The sequence below is a fragment of the Streptomyces mobaraensis genome (genome assembly GCF_020099395.1).
Lineage (GTDB): Bacteria > Actinomycetota > Actinomycetes > Streptomycetales > Streptomycetaceae > Streptomyces.
Genome location: NZ_CP083590.1, coordinates 6,544,158 through 6,560,922 on the forward strand (window position 1 = coordinate 6,544,158; position 16,765 = coordinate 6,560,922).

13 protein-coding genes and 1 pseudogene are annotated in these 16,765 nt (G+C 74.9%); 8 read left to right on the forward strand and 6 right to left on the reverse strand.

What is annotated here, in order from left to right; all coding sequences use genetic code 11:
• Window positions 1-41: 41 nt before the first annotated feature.
• Window positions 42-425, reverse strand: coding sequence for a hypothetical protein (locus K7I03_RS29120; RefSeq protein ID WP_185945717.1), 384 nt, complete (start codon window positions 423-425; stop codon window positions 42-44).
• Between the two features lie 200 nt (window positions 426-625).
• Here K7I03_RS29120 and K7I03_RS29125 point away from each other — a divergent pair, with 200 nt between their 5' ends.
• From K7I03_RS29125 to fxsA, 5 genes are all read left to right on the forward strand, one after another.
• On the forward strand, window positions 626-1,069 hold the full coding sequence (locus K7I03_RS29125; protein WP_004948875.1) for an Lrp/AsnC family transcriptional regulator: 444 nt from the start codon (window positions 626-628) through the stop codon (window positions 1,067-1,069).
• Window positions 1,070-1,265: 196 nt separating this feature from the next.
• Window positions 1,266-2,879, forward strand: a complete 1,614-nt coding sequence (locus K7I03_RS29130) for an amidohydrolase (protein WP_185946002.1) — start codon at window positions 1,266-1,268, stop codon at window positions 2,877-2,879.
• 520 nt (window positions 2,880-3,399) lie between these two features.
• Window positions 3,400-5,115: an apolipoprotein N-acyltransferase gene (gene lnt / locus K7I03_RS29135; protein WP_185946001.1), complete on the forward strand. Its 1,716-nt coding sequence runs from the start codon at window positions 3,400-3,402 to the stop codon at window positions 5,113-5,115.
• Window positions 5,112-5,870 carry a polyprenol monophosphomannose synthase gene (locus tag K7I03_RS29140; protein ID WP_185946000.1) on the forward strand — a complete coding sequence of 253 codons (759 nt, stop codon included), beginning with the start codon at window positions 5,112-5,114 and terminating at the stop codon, window positions 5,868-5,870. Before lnt ends, K7I03_RS29140 begins: the two co-directional genes overlap by 4 nt.
• A 269-nt stretch (window positions 5,871-6,139) precedes the next feature.
• Entirely contained in the window at window positions 6,140-6,688 is a 549-nt protein-coding gene (fxsA, locus tag K7I03_RS29145) for an FxsA family membrane protein (RefSeq protein ID WP_185946003.1), read from the forward strand.
• A 77-nt stretch (window positions 6,689-6,765) separates the two neighbouring features.
• On the opposite strand, the gene K7I03_RS29150 is transcribed toward fxsA, so the two are convergent.
• Both K7I03_RS29150 and yczE read right to left on the reverse strand, forming a co-directional pair.
• The gene (locus K7I03_RS29150) at window positions 6,766-7,140 is read right to left on the reverse strand and encodes an RNA polymerase-binding protein RbpA (RefSeq protein ID WP_004948858.1); all 375 of its coding nucleotides are present in this window, start codon (window positions 7,138-7,140) and stop codon (window positions 6,766-6,768) included.
• Window positions 7,141-7,406: 266 nt separating this feature from the next.
• A complete protein-coding gene (gene yczE, locus K7I03_RS29155) occupies window positions 7,407-8,084 on the reverse strand; it encodes a membrane protein YczE (RefSeq protein ID WP_185946004.1) in 678 nt (225 codons plus the stop codon).
• A gap of 121 nt (window positions 8,085-8,205) precedes the next feature.
• Between yczE and K7I03_RS29160 the strand changes: the two genes are divergently transcribed.
• On the forward strand, window positions 8,206-9,723 hold the full coding sequence (locus K7I03_RS29160; RefSeq protein WP_185946005.1) for an SCO1417 family MocR-like transcription factor: 1,518 nt from the start codon (window positions 8,206-8,208) through the stop codon (window positions 9,721-9,723).
• Window positions 9,724-10,863: 1,140 nt separating this feature from the next.
• Here the strand turns inward: K7I03_RS29160 and K7I03_RS29165 are convergent.
• Window positions 10,864-12,393, reverse strand: a pseudogene (locus K7I03_RS29165) (hypothetical protein); the annotation flags it as partial.
• A 91-nt stretch (window positions 12,394-12,484) separates the two neighbouring features.
• Window positions 12,485-12,679, reverse strand: a complete 195-nt coding sequence (locus tag K7I03_RS29170; protein ID WP_004948848.1) for a hypothetical protein — start codon at window positions 12,677-12,679, stop codon at window positions 12,485-12,487.
• Between the two features lie 311 nt (window positions 12,680-12,990).
• Between K7I03_RS29170 and K7I03_RS29175 the strand changes: the two genes are divergently transcribed.
• The gene (locus K7I03_RS29175) at window positions 12,991-13,434 is read left to right on the forward strand and encodes an ankyrin repeat domain-containing protein (RefSeq protein ID WP_185946007.1); all 444 of its coding nucleotides are present in this window, start codon (window positions 12,991-12,993) and stop codon (window positions 13,432-13,434) included.
• Window positions 13,435-13,594: 160 nt separating this feature from the next.
• Complete coding sequence (proP, locus tag K7I03_RS29180; protein ID WP_185946008.1) at window positions 13,595-15,226, forward strand: glycine betaine/L-proline transporter ProP; 1,632 nt, start codon at window positions 13,595-13,597, stop codon at window positions 15,224-15,226.
• Window positions 15,227-15,597: 371 nt separating this feature from the next.
• Here the strand turns inward: proP and K7I03_RS29185 are convergent, their stop codons facing one another.
• Complete coding sequence (locus K7I03_RS29185; protein WP_185946009.1) at window positions 15,598-16,734, reverse strand: FUSC family protein; 1,137 nt, start codon at window positions 16,732-16,734, stop codon at window positions 15,598-15,600.
• Window positions 16,735-16,765 lie beyond the last annotated feature (31 nt).

Here is a 16,765-nt window from a genome sequence, read left to right on the forward strand (position 1 = left end):
GCGGGCGACGGTGACGGTCCGCGTCGTGCTTCGCGCGCCGCTCAGGACCGGTCGCGCGTCTCCGGCACCCGCACCGGGCGCGAGCCCGGCCCGCCGATGTGCGAGAACGGCTGCGTCCGCCAGTCCAGGCGCTCCGGCAGGGTGAGCAGCAGGGCCGTGTCCAGTTCCAGCGCGCCCTCGTCCTCCCCGGCCGGCTCGGCGTCCTCCACGGCGCGCCCGGAGCCCGGGCAGACCGTGAGGCCGAACGGATTCCACGGGGACGGGCAGAGCGCGTGCTCCGGGAGCTCGTCCTCGTCCGCGAGCAGGGCGATCGGACGGGCGCAGTCCGGGCAGGTCACCCGGAACATCGTGGTGAAGTCCGCCGGCTCGTCGAGGCCGTACGGGCTGCTGTCGCCGTCGTTCTCCAGGCGTTCCAGGCTCGGCATGATCTTCGTTTCCCCCTCGGCTGGGCCTGGCAGGGGCGTCTCGGCCCCGGCCACAGCAAGCACTTCCCGTCGGCGGTCCGGGGTAATCACCCCGGCCGGGGGGACACGGGCGCGGGCCTGTGGCGTTCGTCACGCGTCCCGCGCGCCCGCGGGGGACGCCGACTGTGCCGGGCGCCGTGCGACGCAGTAGGTTGGCCGGTGTGGAGGAGCTGGACAAAGAGATCGTGGAACTGCTCGTCAAGGACGGGCGGATGAGCTACACCGACCTGGGCAAGGCCACCGGCCTGTCCACCTCGGCGGTGCACCAGCGGGTGCGCCGGCTCGAACAGCGCGGGGTCATCCGCGGCTACGCGGCGGTGGTCGACCCGGAGGCGGTGGGGCTGCCGCTGACCGCCTTCATCTCGGTGAAGCCGTTCGACCCGAGCGCCCCGGACGACATCGCGGACCGGCTGGCGGAGATCCCCGAGATCGAGGCGTGCCACAGTGTCGCGGGCGACGAGAACTACATCCTGAAGGTGCGGGTGGCGACGCCGCTGGAGCTTGAGCATCTGCTGGCGCGTATCCGGTCGTTGGCGGGGGTGTCCACGCGGACGACGATCGTCCTCTCGACGCCGTACGAGGCGCGGCCGCCGCGGGTGGGGTGAGCCCCGGTCCCGCCCTTTCTCCCCCAGCTACCGCTGGGAGGTGCCCCCAGTTTCTTGCGGGGGCGAGCCCCCGCACCCCCCGAACCGCGCTCCGCGCGGTTGTCCTCAGACGCCGGACGGGCTGATATTCAGCCCGTCCCGGGGGTGCGGGGGCCCCGCGCACCCGCCCCACCCCCGCCCACGCCACACTGTTCCCATGAGCGAGCGCCCCCGTACCACCCTCCTCCGCAACGGCGACGTGCACAGCCCCGCCGACCCCTTCGCCACCGCCATGGTCGTCGAAGGCGGCCACATCGCCTGGGTCGGCTCGGAAGGGGCCGCCGACTCCTTCGCCGACGGCGTCGACGAGGTGATCGACCTCCAGGGCTCCCTCGTCACCCCTGCGTTCACAGACGCACATGTGCACACCACCGCCACGGGCCTCGCGCTGACCGGGCTCGACCTCTCCGGCGCGGCCACGCTCGGGGAGGCGCTGGAGCGGGTGCGGGCGTACGCCGCCGCCTGGCCCGGCGACCGGATCCTGTTGGGGCACGGCTGGGACGCCGCCCGCTGGCCCGAGGGCCGGCCGCCGTCCCGGGCGGAGCTCGACGCCGCCACCGGCGGCCGGCCGCTGTACCTCACCCGGGTCGACGTGCACTCGGCGGTGGTCACCACCGCCCTCCTCGACCTCGTCCCCAACGCCCGTGACCTGCGCGGATTCACGCCCGACGGGCCCCTGACGGACGACGCCCACCACGCCGTCCGGGCCACCGCGCACGCCGCCGTCACCCCCGCCCAGCGCACCGAGGCGCAGCGCGCCGCGCTCGCGCGCGCGGTCTCGCTGGGCATCGGCTCGGTGCACGAGTGCGCCGGGCCGATGATCTCCGGCGAGGACGACCTCACCGGGCTGCTGCGCCTCGCCACCGAGGAGCCGGGTCCCCGGGTCGTCGGCTACTGGGCCGAGGCGTTCACCTCCGCGAACCAGCTGGCGAAGGTCAGGGAGCTGGGCGCGCACGGCGCGGCCGGTGACCTCTTCGTGGACGGTTCCCTCGGCTCCCACACGGCCTGCCTGCACGAGCCGTACGCGGACGGTCAAGGCACCGGCACCGCGCACCTCGACGCCGACACCGTCGCCGCGCACGTCGCCGCCTGCACCGAGGCCGGCGTCCAGGCCGGTTTCCACGCCATCGGCGACGCCGCGCTCACCGCCGTCGTCACCGGCGTCCGGGCGGCGGCCGAGAAGGTCGGCCTCGACCGTGTCCGGGCCGCCCGGCACCGGGTCGAGCACGCCGAGATGCTGACGCCCGAGCACATCGGCGCGTTCGCGGAGTTCGCGCTCACGGCCTCCGTGCAGCCGGCCTTCGACGCCGCCTGGGGCGGTGACGAGGGCATGTACGCCGCGCGGCTGGGCCGGGAGCGGGCCCGCACCCTCAACCCGTACGCGGCGATGCTGCGTGCCGGCGTCCCGCTGGCGCTCGGCTCGGACAGCCCCGTCACGCCGCTCGACCCCTGGGGCACGATCCGGGCCGCCGCCTTCCACCACACTCCCGAGCACCGGATCTCGGTCCGTGCGGCCTTCACCGCGCACACCCGTGGCGGCTGGCGGGCCATCGGCCGGGACGACGCGGGGGTGCTGGTGCCGGGGGCGCCCGCCGACTACGCGGTGTGGGAGGCCGGCGACCTGGTGGTGCAGGTGCCGGACGCCCGGGTCGCCAACTGGTCGACCGATCCCCGCTCGGGCACCCCGGGCCTGCCGGAGCTGGTCCCCGGCGGCCAACTGCCCCGCTGCGTCCGCACGGTGGTGGCCGGACGGACCGTGTACACCGCCTGAGCGCGGCCGAACGGGTGACGTCCGCGCGGCGCGTACCGCCGAACGACGTGCGGTCGGCCTGTCGCGCTGCGTCACCCCCTCCGCACTGACCTGCTGATTTGGCACAACGACGCAGGTCAAGCAGCTGTTGACAGGGTGCGGTCCGGGGCGGGTAGGTTCGGCCGGGTCCACCACAGGACGTCCGACCGGAGAACTCCACGCAGTCGTCGAACGCCGCTGGGCCATGGGGTGGCGCGCCACACGGGCGCGTCACCACTGGGAGCCAGGTCCAGCGCACGGGGGCGGGGGACGTTCCGCCGGGTCGGCAGGTGTGACCCGGGTGGGGCCCGGACGTTCAGTAGACAACGGTTCCAGGGCGACCCGCAGCCAGCGGTTCCCCGGCCGGCCCGAAGGACACCGAGCCCCACCCGCCGTCCCCGCCCGCGCGCCGCGGCCGGGCCTTTCGCCTCTCGGCCTCCGCGCCGCTTTCCCGCACCCTGGACACGGACCCTGCCCACCGCGAGGTACGGTCACGTGACCCTTGAACGAGCTGCAGGAAGGCGCGACCGTGCCCTCGGGTTCCGACACCACCGCCGAGACCGCCGGCGACCCGGCCGCGAGCCGCCCGGACGCCGGTCCGGCGCCCGCCGCGCCCCGCCCCGGCCGGCGCGCCCGGCTGGCCGCGCTGGCCCGCCGCGAGGCCGCCCGCACCGGCCTGGCCGCCGCGACCGGCGTCGGGCTGGCCTTCGCCTTCCCGCCGTACGACGTGTGGCCGCTGTCCGTCCTCGGGGTCGCCGCGCTGGTCCTGATGACCCACGGCCGGACCGCCCGCCAGGGCGCGTGGACGGGCTTCGTCCTCGCCCTGCCGTTCTTCGTGCTGCTGCTGCGCTGGCTGGACGTCGTCGGGTACGACGCCGTCGTCGGCCTGTCCGTGGCGGAGGCGCTGTTCGTGGCCGCGCTCGGCGCCGGGCTGGCCCGGACCTCCCGGCTGCGCGGGTGGCCGGTGTGGGGGGCCTGCCTGTGGGTGGCCGAGGAGTGGGCGCGCGACCGGGTGCCGTTCGGCGGCTTCCCCTGGGGCCGGCTGGCCTTCGCCAACACCCACTCGCCGTTCACCCCGCTCGCCGCGCTGGGCGGCGCCCCGCTGGTGAGCTTCGCGGTGGCCCTCGCCGGCGGTCTGCTCGCCTTCGCGGGACTCACCGTGTGGCGGCGGCGCGGCACCGGCGGCCCGCTCGCGGTGAAGGCGCTGCTGCCTGCGGTGGAGGCGACGGCGCTGGCCGGGGCCGTGATCCTGGCCGGGTACGCGGTGCCGGTCCCGACCAAGGCCGACGACACGGTGAACATCGCCGTCGTCCAGGGCGACGTCCAGAAGCCCGGCATGGACTTCCTCGGCCGCCCGATGCTGATCCTCAACAACCACGTCAACGCCACCCTGCGGCTGGCGAAGGACGTGAAGGAGGGGCGGGCGAAGAAGCCCGACCTCGTCATCTGGCCGGAGAACTCGTCCGACCTCGACCCGTTCCGGGTCAAGGAGGCGTACGACCGCATCGACCTGGCGGTGAAGACGATCGGGGTGCCGGTGCTCGTCGGCGCCCTCGTCGACCACCCCACCAAGCCGGGCTACGTCTTCAACCAGGGCATCGTCTGGGACCCGAAGTCCGGCCCCGGCGCCTCGTACACCAAGCAGCACCCGGTGCCGTTCGGCGAGTACGTGCCGTTCCGCGAGCAGCTCAGCAAGGTCATCACCCGGCTGCAGCGGGTGCCCCGCGACTTCTACCCCGGCGACCACACCGGGGTCATGAACGTCGGCCCGGCCCGGCTCGGTGACGTCATCTGCTTCGAGATCGCCTACGACGAGATCGTCCGGAAGACCGTGAACGCCGGGGCCCGCGCCCTGGTGGTGCAGACCAACAACGCCACCTTCGGCCACTCCGACCAGCCCGAGCAGCAGCTCGCCATGAGCCGGCTGCGCGCCGTCGAACACGGCCGGGCCGTGGTCACCGCCGCCACCAGCGGCATCAGCGCGGTCGTCGGCCCGGACGGCTCGGTGCTGCGGCGCGCGCCCGAGTTCACCCGCGAGGTCATCACCACGTCGATCCCGCTCCGGGACGGCAAAACGCTCGCGGACCGTGCGGGTGCGGCGCCCGAATGGACGCTCGCTATGGTGGGCCTTCTCTCCTGGGCGGCCGCGCTGCTGATCGGTCGTCGGGGACGAGTGGTGGAGTCCCCGGACAAGTCGGACAAGAAGGGCCAGCAGTGAACGACGGCGGTCAGCGGAGATACGGTCCGCTCGGCACGACCTTGGTGATCATCCCGACCTACAACGAGGCGGAGAACATCAAGCCCATCGTCGGCCGGGTGCGGGCCGCCGTCCCGGAGGCGCACGTGCTCGTCGCCGACGACAACAGCCCGGACGGCACCGGCAAGCTCGCGGACGAGCTGGCCGAGGACGACGACCACGTCCACGTTCTGCACCGCGAGGGCAAGGAGGGTCTGGGCGCCGCCTACCTGGCGGGCTTCCGCTGGGGCCTGGAGCAGGGCTACGGCGTCCTGGTGGAGATGGACGCGGACGGCTCCCACCAGCCCGAGGAACTGCCCCGGCTGCTCACCGCCCTCAAGAACGCCGACCTGGCGCTCGGCTCCCGCTGGGTCCCCGGCGGCCGCGTCGTGAACTGGCCCAAGTCCCGCGAGTTCCTCTCCCGCGGCGGCTCCACCTACTCCCGGCTGATGCTCGACGTCCGCCTGCGCGACATCACCGGCGGCTACCGCGCCTTCCGGCGCGAGACGCTGGAGGGACTGGGCATGGAGGAGGTGGCCTCCCAGGGCTACTGCTTCCAGGTCGATCTCGCGTGGCGGGCGGTGAAGGCGGGCTTCCACGTGGTGGAGGTGCCGATCACGTTCGTGGAGCGGGAGCGGGGCGACTCCAAGATGAGTCGCGATATCGTGGCGGAGGCGTTGTGGCGGGTGACGTCGTGGGGGGTCGGGGCGCGGGTGGGTAAGGCGCTCGGGCGGTAGCGCCTGCGGCGGGCTGGTGCCCCGGTCCCTCCCCCAGAGGGGGCACCCCCATTTCGCCGTTTCCTGGGGCTGCGCCCCAGACCCCCTTTTCGCGGCTTCGCCGCTCGTCCTCAAACTCCCCCAGAGGGGGTGCCCCCAGACGGGCTGAACAGCCCGTCCCGGGGGTGCGGGGGCTCGCCCCCGCAAGAAACTGGGGGCACCTCCCAGCGGTAGCTGGGGGAGAAAGGGCGGGGCCGGGGCTTCATCCACCGTCCAGGCACACTGGATGCATGACGTTCGGAACGCCGCAGCAACCCAAGCGCCGCTCGCCGCGCAAACTCCTCCCCCTCGCCATCGCCGCCTGGGCCGTCCTGGAGATCTGGCTCCTGATCCTGGTCGCGGACGCCGCCGGCGGCCTCGCCGTCTTCGCGCTGCTCGCCGGAGGAGTCGTCCTCGGCTCGTACGTCATCAAGCGGGCCGGCCGCCGCGCCTGGCAGCGGCTGACGCGGTCGATGCAGGCCGCGGGCGCGCAGGGGGCCGCGCCGGAGGCGGAAGGCGGGGGCAACGGCCTGACCATGCTCGGGGGCCTGCTGCTGATGGTGCCGGGCCTGCTCTCGGACGCGGCCGGGCTGCTGTGCCTGTTCCCGCCCACCCGGGCGCTGATCCGGAAGACGGCCGCCCGCCGGATCGAGCGCGCCGCGGGCGCGGCGAACCCGCTGGGCGACGCCATGCGGCAGGCGCGGATGCACCGCCCCGACGGCAAGGTCGTCCAGGGCGAGGTCATACGGGAGGACCAGCCGCCGGCTCCCCGCGCGGACGACCCGCAGCTGCCGCGCTGAACGGAGCGCGGGCGCACAAGGGCCCGGCCACCGCTTCTTCGCGGTGGCCGGGCCCTTGTGGTACGCGGTGCGGTCGGTCAGGCCGACTTGCGGGTGTCCCGCGGATGCACGGCGATGTTCATGGCGCCGGAACGCAGGACCGCCAGCCTCTCGGCCAGCACTTCCTCCAGCTCCTCGCGGGTGCGCCGCTCCATGAGCATGTCCCAGTGCGTACGCGCGGGCTTGCCCTTCTTCTCCTCGGGTCCGTCGCCGTCCACCAGAAGTGCCACGGCGCCGCAGGCCTTGCACTCCCACTCCGGCGGAATCTCCGCCTCTACAGAGAACGGCATCTCGAATCGATGGCCGTTCGGGCATGCGTACTCCACCGCCTGGCGCGGGGCCAGATCGATGCCGCGGTCGGTCTCGTAGCTGGTCACCACAAGTCGCGTGCCGCGGAGAGCTCGCTCACTCATGAATTCGTGCCTCCCGGGCTTGTCGCCCACAGGACAGGTGTCGCTGTCGTCGTCATCCGGTCAACGTCCGGTCGGCGGTGAAGATTCCCGTTGAGGGACATGCGTCGCCCGTCGTGCCGCCCCTTGTTGTACCCACCAGCGCCCGGTTTGTCACATCTGACAACAGATGTCACCCAGTGTTCCCGGCACTTAAGCGCGCAGTAACGGTTCATCCGGTGGGTCAAAGGCGTACACTACCGGCTCGCGGGTCACCGTGGCGCACCGGGTCAGGCCCCGGCCGTCCCGACGGCCGCCGGAGCGGTCTCCCCGCTCGTCAGCGGGCGTTCCGCCGACGCGCCGCGAGCCGGCTCGAAGAGGCGCAGGAAGAACTGGGCGAGCGGGCCGATCGTCACCGCGAACAGTACCGTCCCGGCGCCCACCGAGCCGCCGAGCGCGAAGCCCGTCGCCAGCACCGCCACCTCGATGCAGGTGCGCACCAGCCGCACCGAGCGGCCCGTCCTGCGGTGCAGGCCGGTCATCAGCCCGTCGCGCGGGCCCGGGCCGAAGTGGGCCGATATGTACAGGCCGGTGGCCGCGCCGCACAGCACCACGGCGAAGGCCAGCAGCGGGATCCGCGTCCAGAACGAGTGCTGCGCGGGGACCAGCCCCAGCGTCGCGTCCATCGCCAGCCCGATCACCAGCACGTTGGACACCGTGCCCAGCCCCGGGCGCTGCCGCAGCGGGATCCACAGCAGCAGTACCAGCGCGCCGATCAAAACCGACGCCGTCCCGATCGAGATCCCGGCGTGCCGGGCCACGCCCTGGTTGAGCACGTCCCAGGGCGCGAGGCCGAGCCCCGCCCGCAGTTGCAGCCCCGCGCTCGCCCCGTACAGCGCCAGGCCCGTGTAGAGCCGGACGAGACGGCCGGCGACCGCCGTCGCCGTGACCCGTGTCGGTGTGGGCACAGCCCCTCCCCAAAAGTCATGGCCGCGCCCCGGTGGTGGTGCATGTGGCCTGTCGCATGGCAGTCTGTGGACCGTAAGTGATGATGATCCATGGCCAATTTCTGAAAGGTGGACCGCAAACGTGAGTCAGTGGACCGCCTCGGTGGGGGCGCAGCAGCTCGCCCGTCTTCTGGACGCCCAGGGCGGCGGCCCGGAGACCCGGGGCGGCGTGACGCCCCTCAACGGCCGCCGCACGCCCGCCTACCGCTCGCTCGCCGACCGCGTCCGGCTGCTCGTCCTGGAGGGCCGCGTCCCGGTGGCCGCCCGGCTGCCCGCCGAGCGTGAGCTCGCCACGGCCCTCTCCGTCAGCCGGACCACCGTCGCCGCGGCCTACGAGGCGCTGCGCGGCGAGGGGTTCCTCGAATCCCGGCGCGGGGCCGGCAGCTGGACCGCCGTGCCCGCCGGGAGCCCGCTGCCCACCCGGGCCCTGGATCCGCTGCCGCCCGAGACCGCCGGCTCGATGATCGACCTCGGCTGCGCCGCGCTGACCGCACCCGAGCCCTGGCTGACCCAGGCGTTCCAGGGGGCGCTGGAGGAACTGCCGCCCTACGCGCATACCCACGGCGACTACCCCGCCGGGCTCCCCGCCCTGCGCCGGGCCCTCGCCGACCGCTACACCGCGCGCGGCATCCCCACCATGCCCGAGCAGATCATGGTGACCACCGGGGCCATGGGCGCCGTCGCCGCCATCGGCCGGCTGCTGGCCGGGCGCGGCGAGCGGGTGGCCGTCGAGTCACCGTCGTACGCCAATGTCCTTCAGCTGCTGCGCGAGGCCGGTGCCCGGCTCGTACCCGTCGGCATGGCCGACCGGCTCGGCGGCTGGGACCTGCCCGCCTGGCGCCAGGTCCTGCGGGACGCCGCCCCCCGGCTGGCCTACGTGATCGCCGACTTCCACAACCCCACCGGTGCCCTCGCCCCCGAGTCCCAGCGGCGCGAACTCGTCGAGGCGGCGCGGTCCGCCGGCACCGTACTGGTCGCCGACGAGACCATGACCGACCTCGCCCTGGAACCCGGGCTGGCCATGCCCCGCCCCGTCTGCGCCTTCGACCCGGCCGGCAGCACGGTGGTCACCGTGGGCTCCGCCAGCAAGTCGTTCTGGGCCGGGCTGCGGATCGGCTGGGTACGCGCCGCCCCCGAGGTGATCCGCAGCCTGGTCGCGGCCCGCGCCTATGCCGACCTCGGAACGCCCGTACTGGAACAGCTCGCCGTCACCCGGCTGCTGGACACCGGCGGGTGGGAGGAGGCCGTCGCCGCGCGCCGCGCCGAAGTGCTCGACAGCCGGAACGCGGTCGTCGCGGCCCTCGAAGCGCGGCTGCCCGACTGGGAGTTCACCGTCCCGAAGGGCGGCCTCACCCTGTGGGTACGCACCGGCGGCCTGTCCGGCTCGCGGATCGCCCAGGTCGGTGAACGGCTGGGGGTACGCGTGCCGTCCGGTCCGCGGTTCGGGGTGGACGGCGCCTTCGAAGGGTACGTACGGCTGCCGTTCACCGTCACCGGGCCGGTCGCCGACGAGGCGGTGTCCCGGCTCGCCGAGGCCGCCCGCCTGGTGGCCAGCGGCGCCCCCGTGGCGGCCGACGCGCCGCGCACGTTCGTGGCCTGAGGGGTCGGCGGGGTCTGCGGGAAAGCGGCCCTGGGTGTCCGCCCGGTACGGGTCCTGACCGCCGACCGGGTAGACGTGCGCCGGTGCGTAGGAGTCGGGGGCGACGGGGCCGGCAGGGTCGGCGGGGCTCGCGTGGCGGCCGGTGCTCGTGCGGACCGAGGGGGCCGCTGTGTGGTGACCGGCGTGCCGGGAGCCCGCGTGGAGCGAAGGGTCCACCGGGAAGTGGCCGGAGCGGTCCGCCTGCGGCCGGCCCGGGGCGTCCTGCCGGTGGTGGCCGGCGTCCCACGCGCCGTCGTGGCCCGGACCGGCCGGCGGGAAGCCGGCGGAGGCGTCCGCCGGGAAACCGCCCGGGACGTCCGCCGGGTAGCGCCCGGAGGCATCCACCGGCGCGTGGCCCATGCCGTCCGCCGGCCGGTGACCGGCGGACCCCACGTGAGCGCCGTCGTGGGCCGGGGAGCCCGCGGCGTAGTGGCCGGAGCCGTCCGCCAGTTGCCCGCCCGGGACGTACGCCTGCGGGTGGCCGGCGTGCCGGGCACTCTCCGGGAGCTGGGGATCCATCGCGTAGGGGCCGGAGGCGTCGCCCGGGTAGCGGCCCGACGGGTCGGGCGGCGCGGGGCGGGCACCGCTCGCGCCCGCCCGGCCCCCACCGTCCGGGCGGGCCGCCGGGCCGTCCTGCGGCAGACCGGCCCCGCTCTGCGCGAGCGCTCCCGCGCCGTCCGCCGGATAGTGGCCCGACGCCGCGGGCGGCGCGGAGGCGGCGCCGGAGGTGAATGCCTGGCTCCGGCCGTGCGGGCGGGCCGCCGGGCCGTCCTCCGGCAGGTAGGCCGAGGTCCGCGGGGGCGCTCCCGCGCCGGGGCCGTCGGCGAACCGTGAGCCTTCGGGGGCCGGGCCACTCGCCGCGTAGCGGTCCGATGTTTCCTGCGGTGCGCCGGCGGTCGCGGACGCGTGGTCCCGGCCGTCCGGCGGCAGGTAGGCCCCGTACTGCGAGGGCGTGCCCGGGCCGTCCGCCGGGTGGCGGCCCGACGCGTCCGCCGGTGCGCCGGCGGTGCCGTTCGCGGGGGCGTGATCCCAGCCGCCCCGGCGCGCCCCGGCGCCTCCCGCGCCGTCGGCGTAGGGCTCCGGCGGGCGGGGGGACGGGTGGGGCGCCGGGGCGGCGAGCTGTTCCGTCGGGGGCCATGGGGGGAGGAGGTCCGCGACGGCGCGGCGGTGGGGTTCGGGGGCGCCCTCGTCGTACGGGTCGGGGGTGGCCGGGACCTGGAGGCGGTGGACCGGGCCGGTGCCCAGGCGGGCGTAACCCCGGCCGGGGGGCACCTCGTTGACGGGCGTGGTCTGCGGCAGTTCGCCGAGCGTGCCGCGCACCTGGCCGGAGGGGACCGGACCCAGGACCACCCGGGCCCGGGTGTGGGCGAGCACCGCCTCGGTGAGCAGCCGTTCGCTCTCCAGCTGTTCGCCGAGGGCGACGGTCACGTTCGCGGCCCGGCCGTGCCGCAGCGGCACTTGGAGCAGTTCCTGCGGGTCGGGGCGGCCCTCGCCGGCGGCGAGGGCGCTCAGCGCCGCGGGGCGGTCGACGACGATCCACAGCGGGCGGCGGACGTCCTCCGGGGCCGGACGGCCCTGCTGCCGGGCCGTGTTGGTGGCCACCAGCCGCCGCTGGGTCTCCCGCGCGGCCCATTCCAGGGCGGCCGTCGCGCCGGGCGGCGCCGACTCGACGGCCAGGACGCCCTCCCGGCCGGCCAGGCACGCGTACTCGCCCGCCCCGCCGCCGTCCACGATCACCACGTCCCCGTGGTGCAGGGCCTGCAGCAGCACCGAGCGGAGCAGCGTGGTGACGCCGCTGGCGGGCCGGCCGAGGGCCAGCAGGTGGGGTTCGGAGGACCGCTGGCCGGTGCGCCAGATGACCGGCGGGACGTCGCGCGTGATGTTCCCGTCGGTCACCGGCAGGGTCCGCTGGACGGCCTCGGGGTCGGTGAAGCCCAGCAGGACCTCGCCGGGGGCGGTCACGAAGCGCTGGGCCCGGATGCCGGCGGGGAGGGCGGGCAGGACGGACAGGTCGAGGACGCCCTCCTCCTCGTCCCAGACGAAGCGGTACTCCCGGCCCCGGCCCGCCTTGGTCTGCAGCAGGTGCTCGATGCGGGCGCGGGCCTCGCTCTCCCCGTCGGTGAAGTACGCGGGGTAGCGCAGCCGCAGGGCGACCAGCCGGCCCTCGTCGTCGAAGGCGTGGTCGTCGAACGCCTGCCGCCAGACGCCGCCGTGGGAGTAGAGCGGCGTCGGGTCGAGCGGCGAGGAGAAGTACGGGACGAGGGCTTCGTACAGGGCCTGGAGGCGTCCCTCCACCGGGTCCTGACGGTTCGTCGGGGCGCCGGCGCGGTCCCGGCCGCGCCACGCGCCGGCGGCCAGCAGCGCGGCGGCGGCCAGCGGGGGCCCGTAGGGGATGAGGGCGACGATGAGCATGCAGGAGGCGGCCAGCAGCAGCGCGGCGCCGCGCCGGTCCCGGGGGGTGCGGGCCCAGCCGCGCCGCCCGGCCGCCGCCAGCGAGCGCAGGCCGCGGCCGATGGTGATGACCGGGTGCAGCACGTCGCGGGCGCTGTCGGTGACGCTGTGGGCGAGCTCCCGGCCGGGGGTGAGCGGGGCTCGGTCGGTCAGGGTGCGGGGGACTCCGCGCCGGCCCATGGCGGCCTCCTGACGTCGGGGCGGGGTGGGGCTTCGGGGTGGACGGGCGCCGCGCGCGGCGGGACGGACCGGTACCGCGCGCGGCGGGCGGTCAGAACCGCAGCCCGCCCAGCAGTCCGGCGAGGCTGGCGCCGCCCGCCTTGATGCTGGGGGCGATGGCGGTGCCGGCGAGGTAGAAGCCGAACAGGGCGCAGACGAGGGCGTGGCTGGCCTTGAGACCGTCCTTGCGGAAGAACAGGAACACGACGATGCCCAGCAGCACGACGCCGGAGATGGAGAGGATCATGGGAGGTCTCCTGTTGGTGGGGCGGTCACCATGAGTCCTCCCAGCGTCACAGCAAGCACGGATCCGGACATCCGGGAAGAGGCACACGAGTGACGCATCCGGGGAGAGGCGCACGAGTGACGCGCGGCCGGTTCACCCGCCCGGCCGCGACCGGGCCGTCCGGGGTTCCGGGCGGATCGGGCGTACGTAGGGTGGGTCGTGGGAAAGATCGGGAACCGGACCGTGTACCGCGGCCCCGACCCACGCCGGGCCCGTGAGCGGCCCGGACCGACCGGCCCCGCCGTGGGCCCCGACCCCGAGGACCGCCGACCATGCCCGAGCCGACGCCCGGCGCTGAACCCACCCCGCCCGCCTCCGGCCCCGCCGAACCCGCGCACGACCCTGAGGTGCTCCAGCTCGCGGCCAAGGTCTTCGACCTGGCCCGGCACGGGGACACCGACACCCTCGCCGCCTATGTGGACGCCGGGGTGCCGCCGAACCTGACCAACGACCGGGGCGACACCCTCGTGATGCTCGCCGCCTACCACGGGCACCCCCGGACCGTCGCCGCCCTGCTGGACCGGGGTGCCGACCCGAACCGGGCCAACGACCGCGGGCAGACGCCGTTGGCCGGGGCGGTCTTCAAGTCCGAGGACGAGGTGGTCCGGCTGCTCGTCGCGCACGGCGCCGACCCGGCGGCCGGGGTGCCGTCGGCGGTCGAGACGGCGGGCATGTTCGGCCGGCAGGACCTGCTGGAGCTGTTCGGGGGCGCGTAGCGCGGGGTGCGCGGTCCCGGGAAGCGCAGGTTTTACGGGTGACGACCGGGCAAGACGCATCCGCGTGAGCCATAAGCGAATAAACGGCGCCAAAGTGCGTACCCATACCGGAAGGGACCAACGGGACCACGTGTCCCGCCAGACTCTCCGACAGGTGATCATGGGTGCCGAGCGCAGACGAACCCCGAAGACCGTACGGGGTGCCCCCGCACGGGGTGGCACCTCGTCGACCGACCGGCTGCTCCGCACGCTGCTGCGGCGGAGCAAGTCGCCCCTGAGTATCGAGGAGGTCACGGTCGCGGACCGCCCGGAGGTCCGCCGTGCCGTGTCCGCCGCGGCGCTCGGCAACATGATGGAGTGGTTCGACTTCGGTGTGTACGCCTATGTGGCGGCCACCCTCGGCAAGGTCTTCTTCCCCTCCAGCTCCCCGGGCGCCCAGGTCATCTCCGCCTTCGCCACCTTCGCCGCCGCCTTCCTCGTCCGCCCCCTTGGCGGGCTGGTGTTCGGGCCGCTCGGCGACCGCGTCGGCCGGCAGCGCGTCCTCGCCGCCACGATGATCATGATGGCGGTCAGCACCTTCGCCGTCGGCCTGCTCCCCACCTACGGGACGATCGGCGTCGCCGCACCCGTCCTGCTGCTGCTCTGCCGCCTGGTGCAGGGCTTCTCGACCGGCGGCGAGTACGCCGGAGCCACCACCTACATCGCCGAGTACGCCCCCGACAAGCGCCGCGGCTTCCTGGGCAGCTGGCTCGACTTCGGCACCTTCGTCGGCTACGCGCTCGGCTCGGGCCTCGTCACCGTGCTCACCGCCGTCCTCGGCGACGACGGGATGACGGACTGGGGCTGGCGGCTGCCCTTCCTGCTCGCCGGACCGCTCGGCCTGATCGGCCTGTACATGCGGATGAGGCTGGAGGAGACCCCCGCCTTCCGCGCGGCGGCCGAGGCCGGCGTCGCCCCCGCCGCCCGCGACGAGGAGGCGGTGGCCGAGGGCGCCGAGGAGGCCCGCCAGTCCGGCCACGGCCGGCTGCGCGAGATCTTCACCAAGCACTGGCACGCGGTGCTCATCTGCATGGGCCTGGTGATCGTCTACAACGTCACCAACTACCTGGTGACGTCCTACCTGCCCACCTACATGACCGAGACGCTCGGCAAGGACCCCACCACGGCCCAGCTGCTGATCCTCGGCACCATGATCGTGGTGGCGCTCACCATCACCACCGTGGGCCGCTCCTCCGACCAGTGGGGGCGCCGGCCGATGTTCATGGTCGGCAGCGCCGCGATGGTCGCCCTGGCGATCCCGGCGATCCTCCTGATCCGGGCCGGGGGCACGCTGCTGCCGGCGCTCGGCTGCCTGATGCTCGGGCTGCTGCTCGTCGTCTTCGCCGGCACCGCCGCCTCCACGCTCCCCGCCCTCTTCCCCACCCGGATGCGGTACGGCGCGCTCTCGGTCTCGTTCAACATCTCCGTCTCGCTCTTCGGCGGCACCACCCCGCTGGTGGTCTCCGCGCTGCTGGAGCAGACGGGGGACCGGATGATCCCCGCCTACTACCTGATGGGCGCGGGCGTCGTCGGCTTCGTCTCCGCCTTCTTCCTGCACGAGACGGCCGGCAAGCCGCTGCGCGGCTCGGGCCCGATGGTGGAGTCCCCGGAACAGGCCCGCCGCCTGGTCGCCCGCAGCCGCACCGAGGCCGGCCGCCGGGCCAGGGACGTCTGGCTCCACCTGCGCCACCCGGGGCGGGCGCACGAGGAGTCCGGGCCGCCGTCCGACGGCCCGGGCGACGACCGCTCCTGAGCCCCGCCCCTCCTAGTACGGCCGCGCCGCCCTCCCGGGACACCGGGAACGGGCGGCGCGGCCGTCGTACCGCCTTACACGGGCTTCTCCGTGCCCTCCGGCCTCATGCGGTCTCTTCCGTGCCCTCCGGCCTCATGCGGTCTCTTCCGTGCCCTCCGGCCTCATGCGGTCTCTTCCGTGCCCTCCGGCCTCATGCGGTCTCTTCCGTGCCCTCCGGCCTCATGCGGTCTCTTCCGTGCCCTCCGGCCTCATGCGGTCTCTTCCGTGCCCTCCGGCCTGACGCGGTCTCCTCCGTGCCCTCCGGCCTCACGCGGTCTCCTCCGTACCCTCCCGCCTGACGCGGTCTCCTCCGTGCCCTCCGGCCTCCCGCCTCACGCGGTCTCCTCCGAGTCCTCCGGCACCCGCAGCCGCTGGGTGAGCCGGCGGGCCTCCGCCAGCAGGGAGCCGATCAGCTCGATCGCCTCGGGGTCGGTCGACGCCTGCCCGGCCAGCCGGGCGCGCAGCGTCCCGTGCGCCGCCTCCACCCCGCGCAGCTCCCGCAGCAGCTGCTCCCGGGCGGCGGCCGGGTCGTCCCCGGTCACCGTGCGGCCGTACGCGCACAGGGCCCGCGCCACCCGGTGCAGGAAGTCGCCGTACGGGCGGGTGGCGTCCGGGCCGGGCAGCCGGCGGGGGTGGTGGGCGTCCGTGGCCTCGACCAGGGTGCGGGACAGCCCCTCCAGATGGTCGACGACGTGCTCCAGGGTGTGCGCGGTCTCCTCGTACGACGGCTTCACCCGCCACAGGAGCTCGCTCCGGCGCCGGTGCGGGTTGAACCGCGCGCTCTCCTCCGCCCAGCCGATCGCCGACCGCACCCCGGCCAGCAGCCGGGGCAGCCGCCGGACCCGCTCCTGCCAGCCCACCGCCCGGCCGTGGTCACAGCCCTCGGCCACCCCCTCCGCCATCGCGTCGAGGACCGTCCGGCACTCGGTGACCACCTCGCCGATGGCGTCCCGGGCGCTGCGCAGGGAGACCGGCGGCAGGACGAACGCGTTCACCGCCACCCCCACCACCGCGCCGAGCAGCGCGGCCAGCACCCGGTCGACGGCGATGTCCACCGACCACTCGCCCCCGGCGAGGGTGAACAGCGCCGACGTGGCGCCCGCCAGCCCCTGGTCGCCGAAGTGCTGCCAGTTCCCGACCAGCAGGGCCACCGGCAGCACCACCGCCATGGCCGTCAGCGTCCCGCCCAGCAGCATGCCGCCGGCGGTGGCCATGACCGTCCCGAGGGCGATGGCCAGCGTCTGCTGGGCCGCCTGCGCGAGCGAGCGGTAGACCGTCGTCCGGACGAGCAGCAGCGCCACCCAGGGGGCCATCAGCGCCAGTGTGTTCGTCAGCAGCCAGGCGGCGAGGGCCCAGGCGGCCACCGCCGCCAGCGTCGCCTTGAAGGCCAGGACCACCAGCTCCCGTTCCCGGCCCGGCCCCTGCCAGGCCCGCCGCAGCGCCCGTCCCGCCACTGAGACCTCTTCCACCGTCCTGCGCCACATCGTTCTCTCTCGCCAC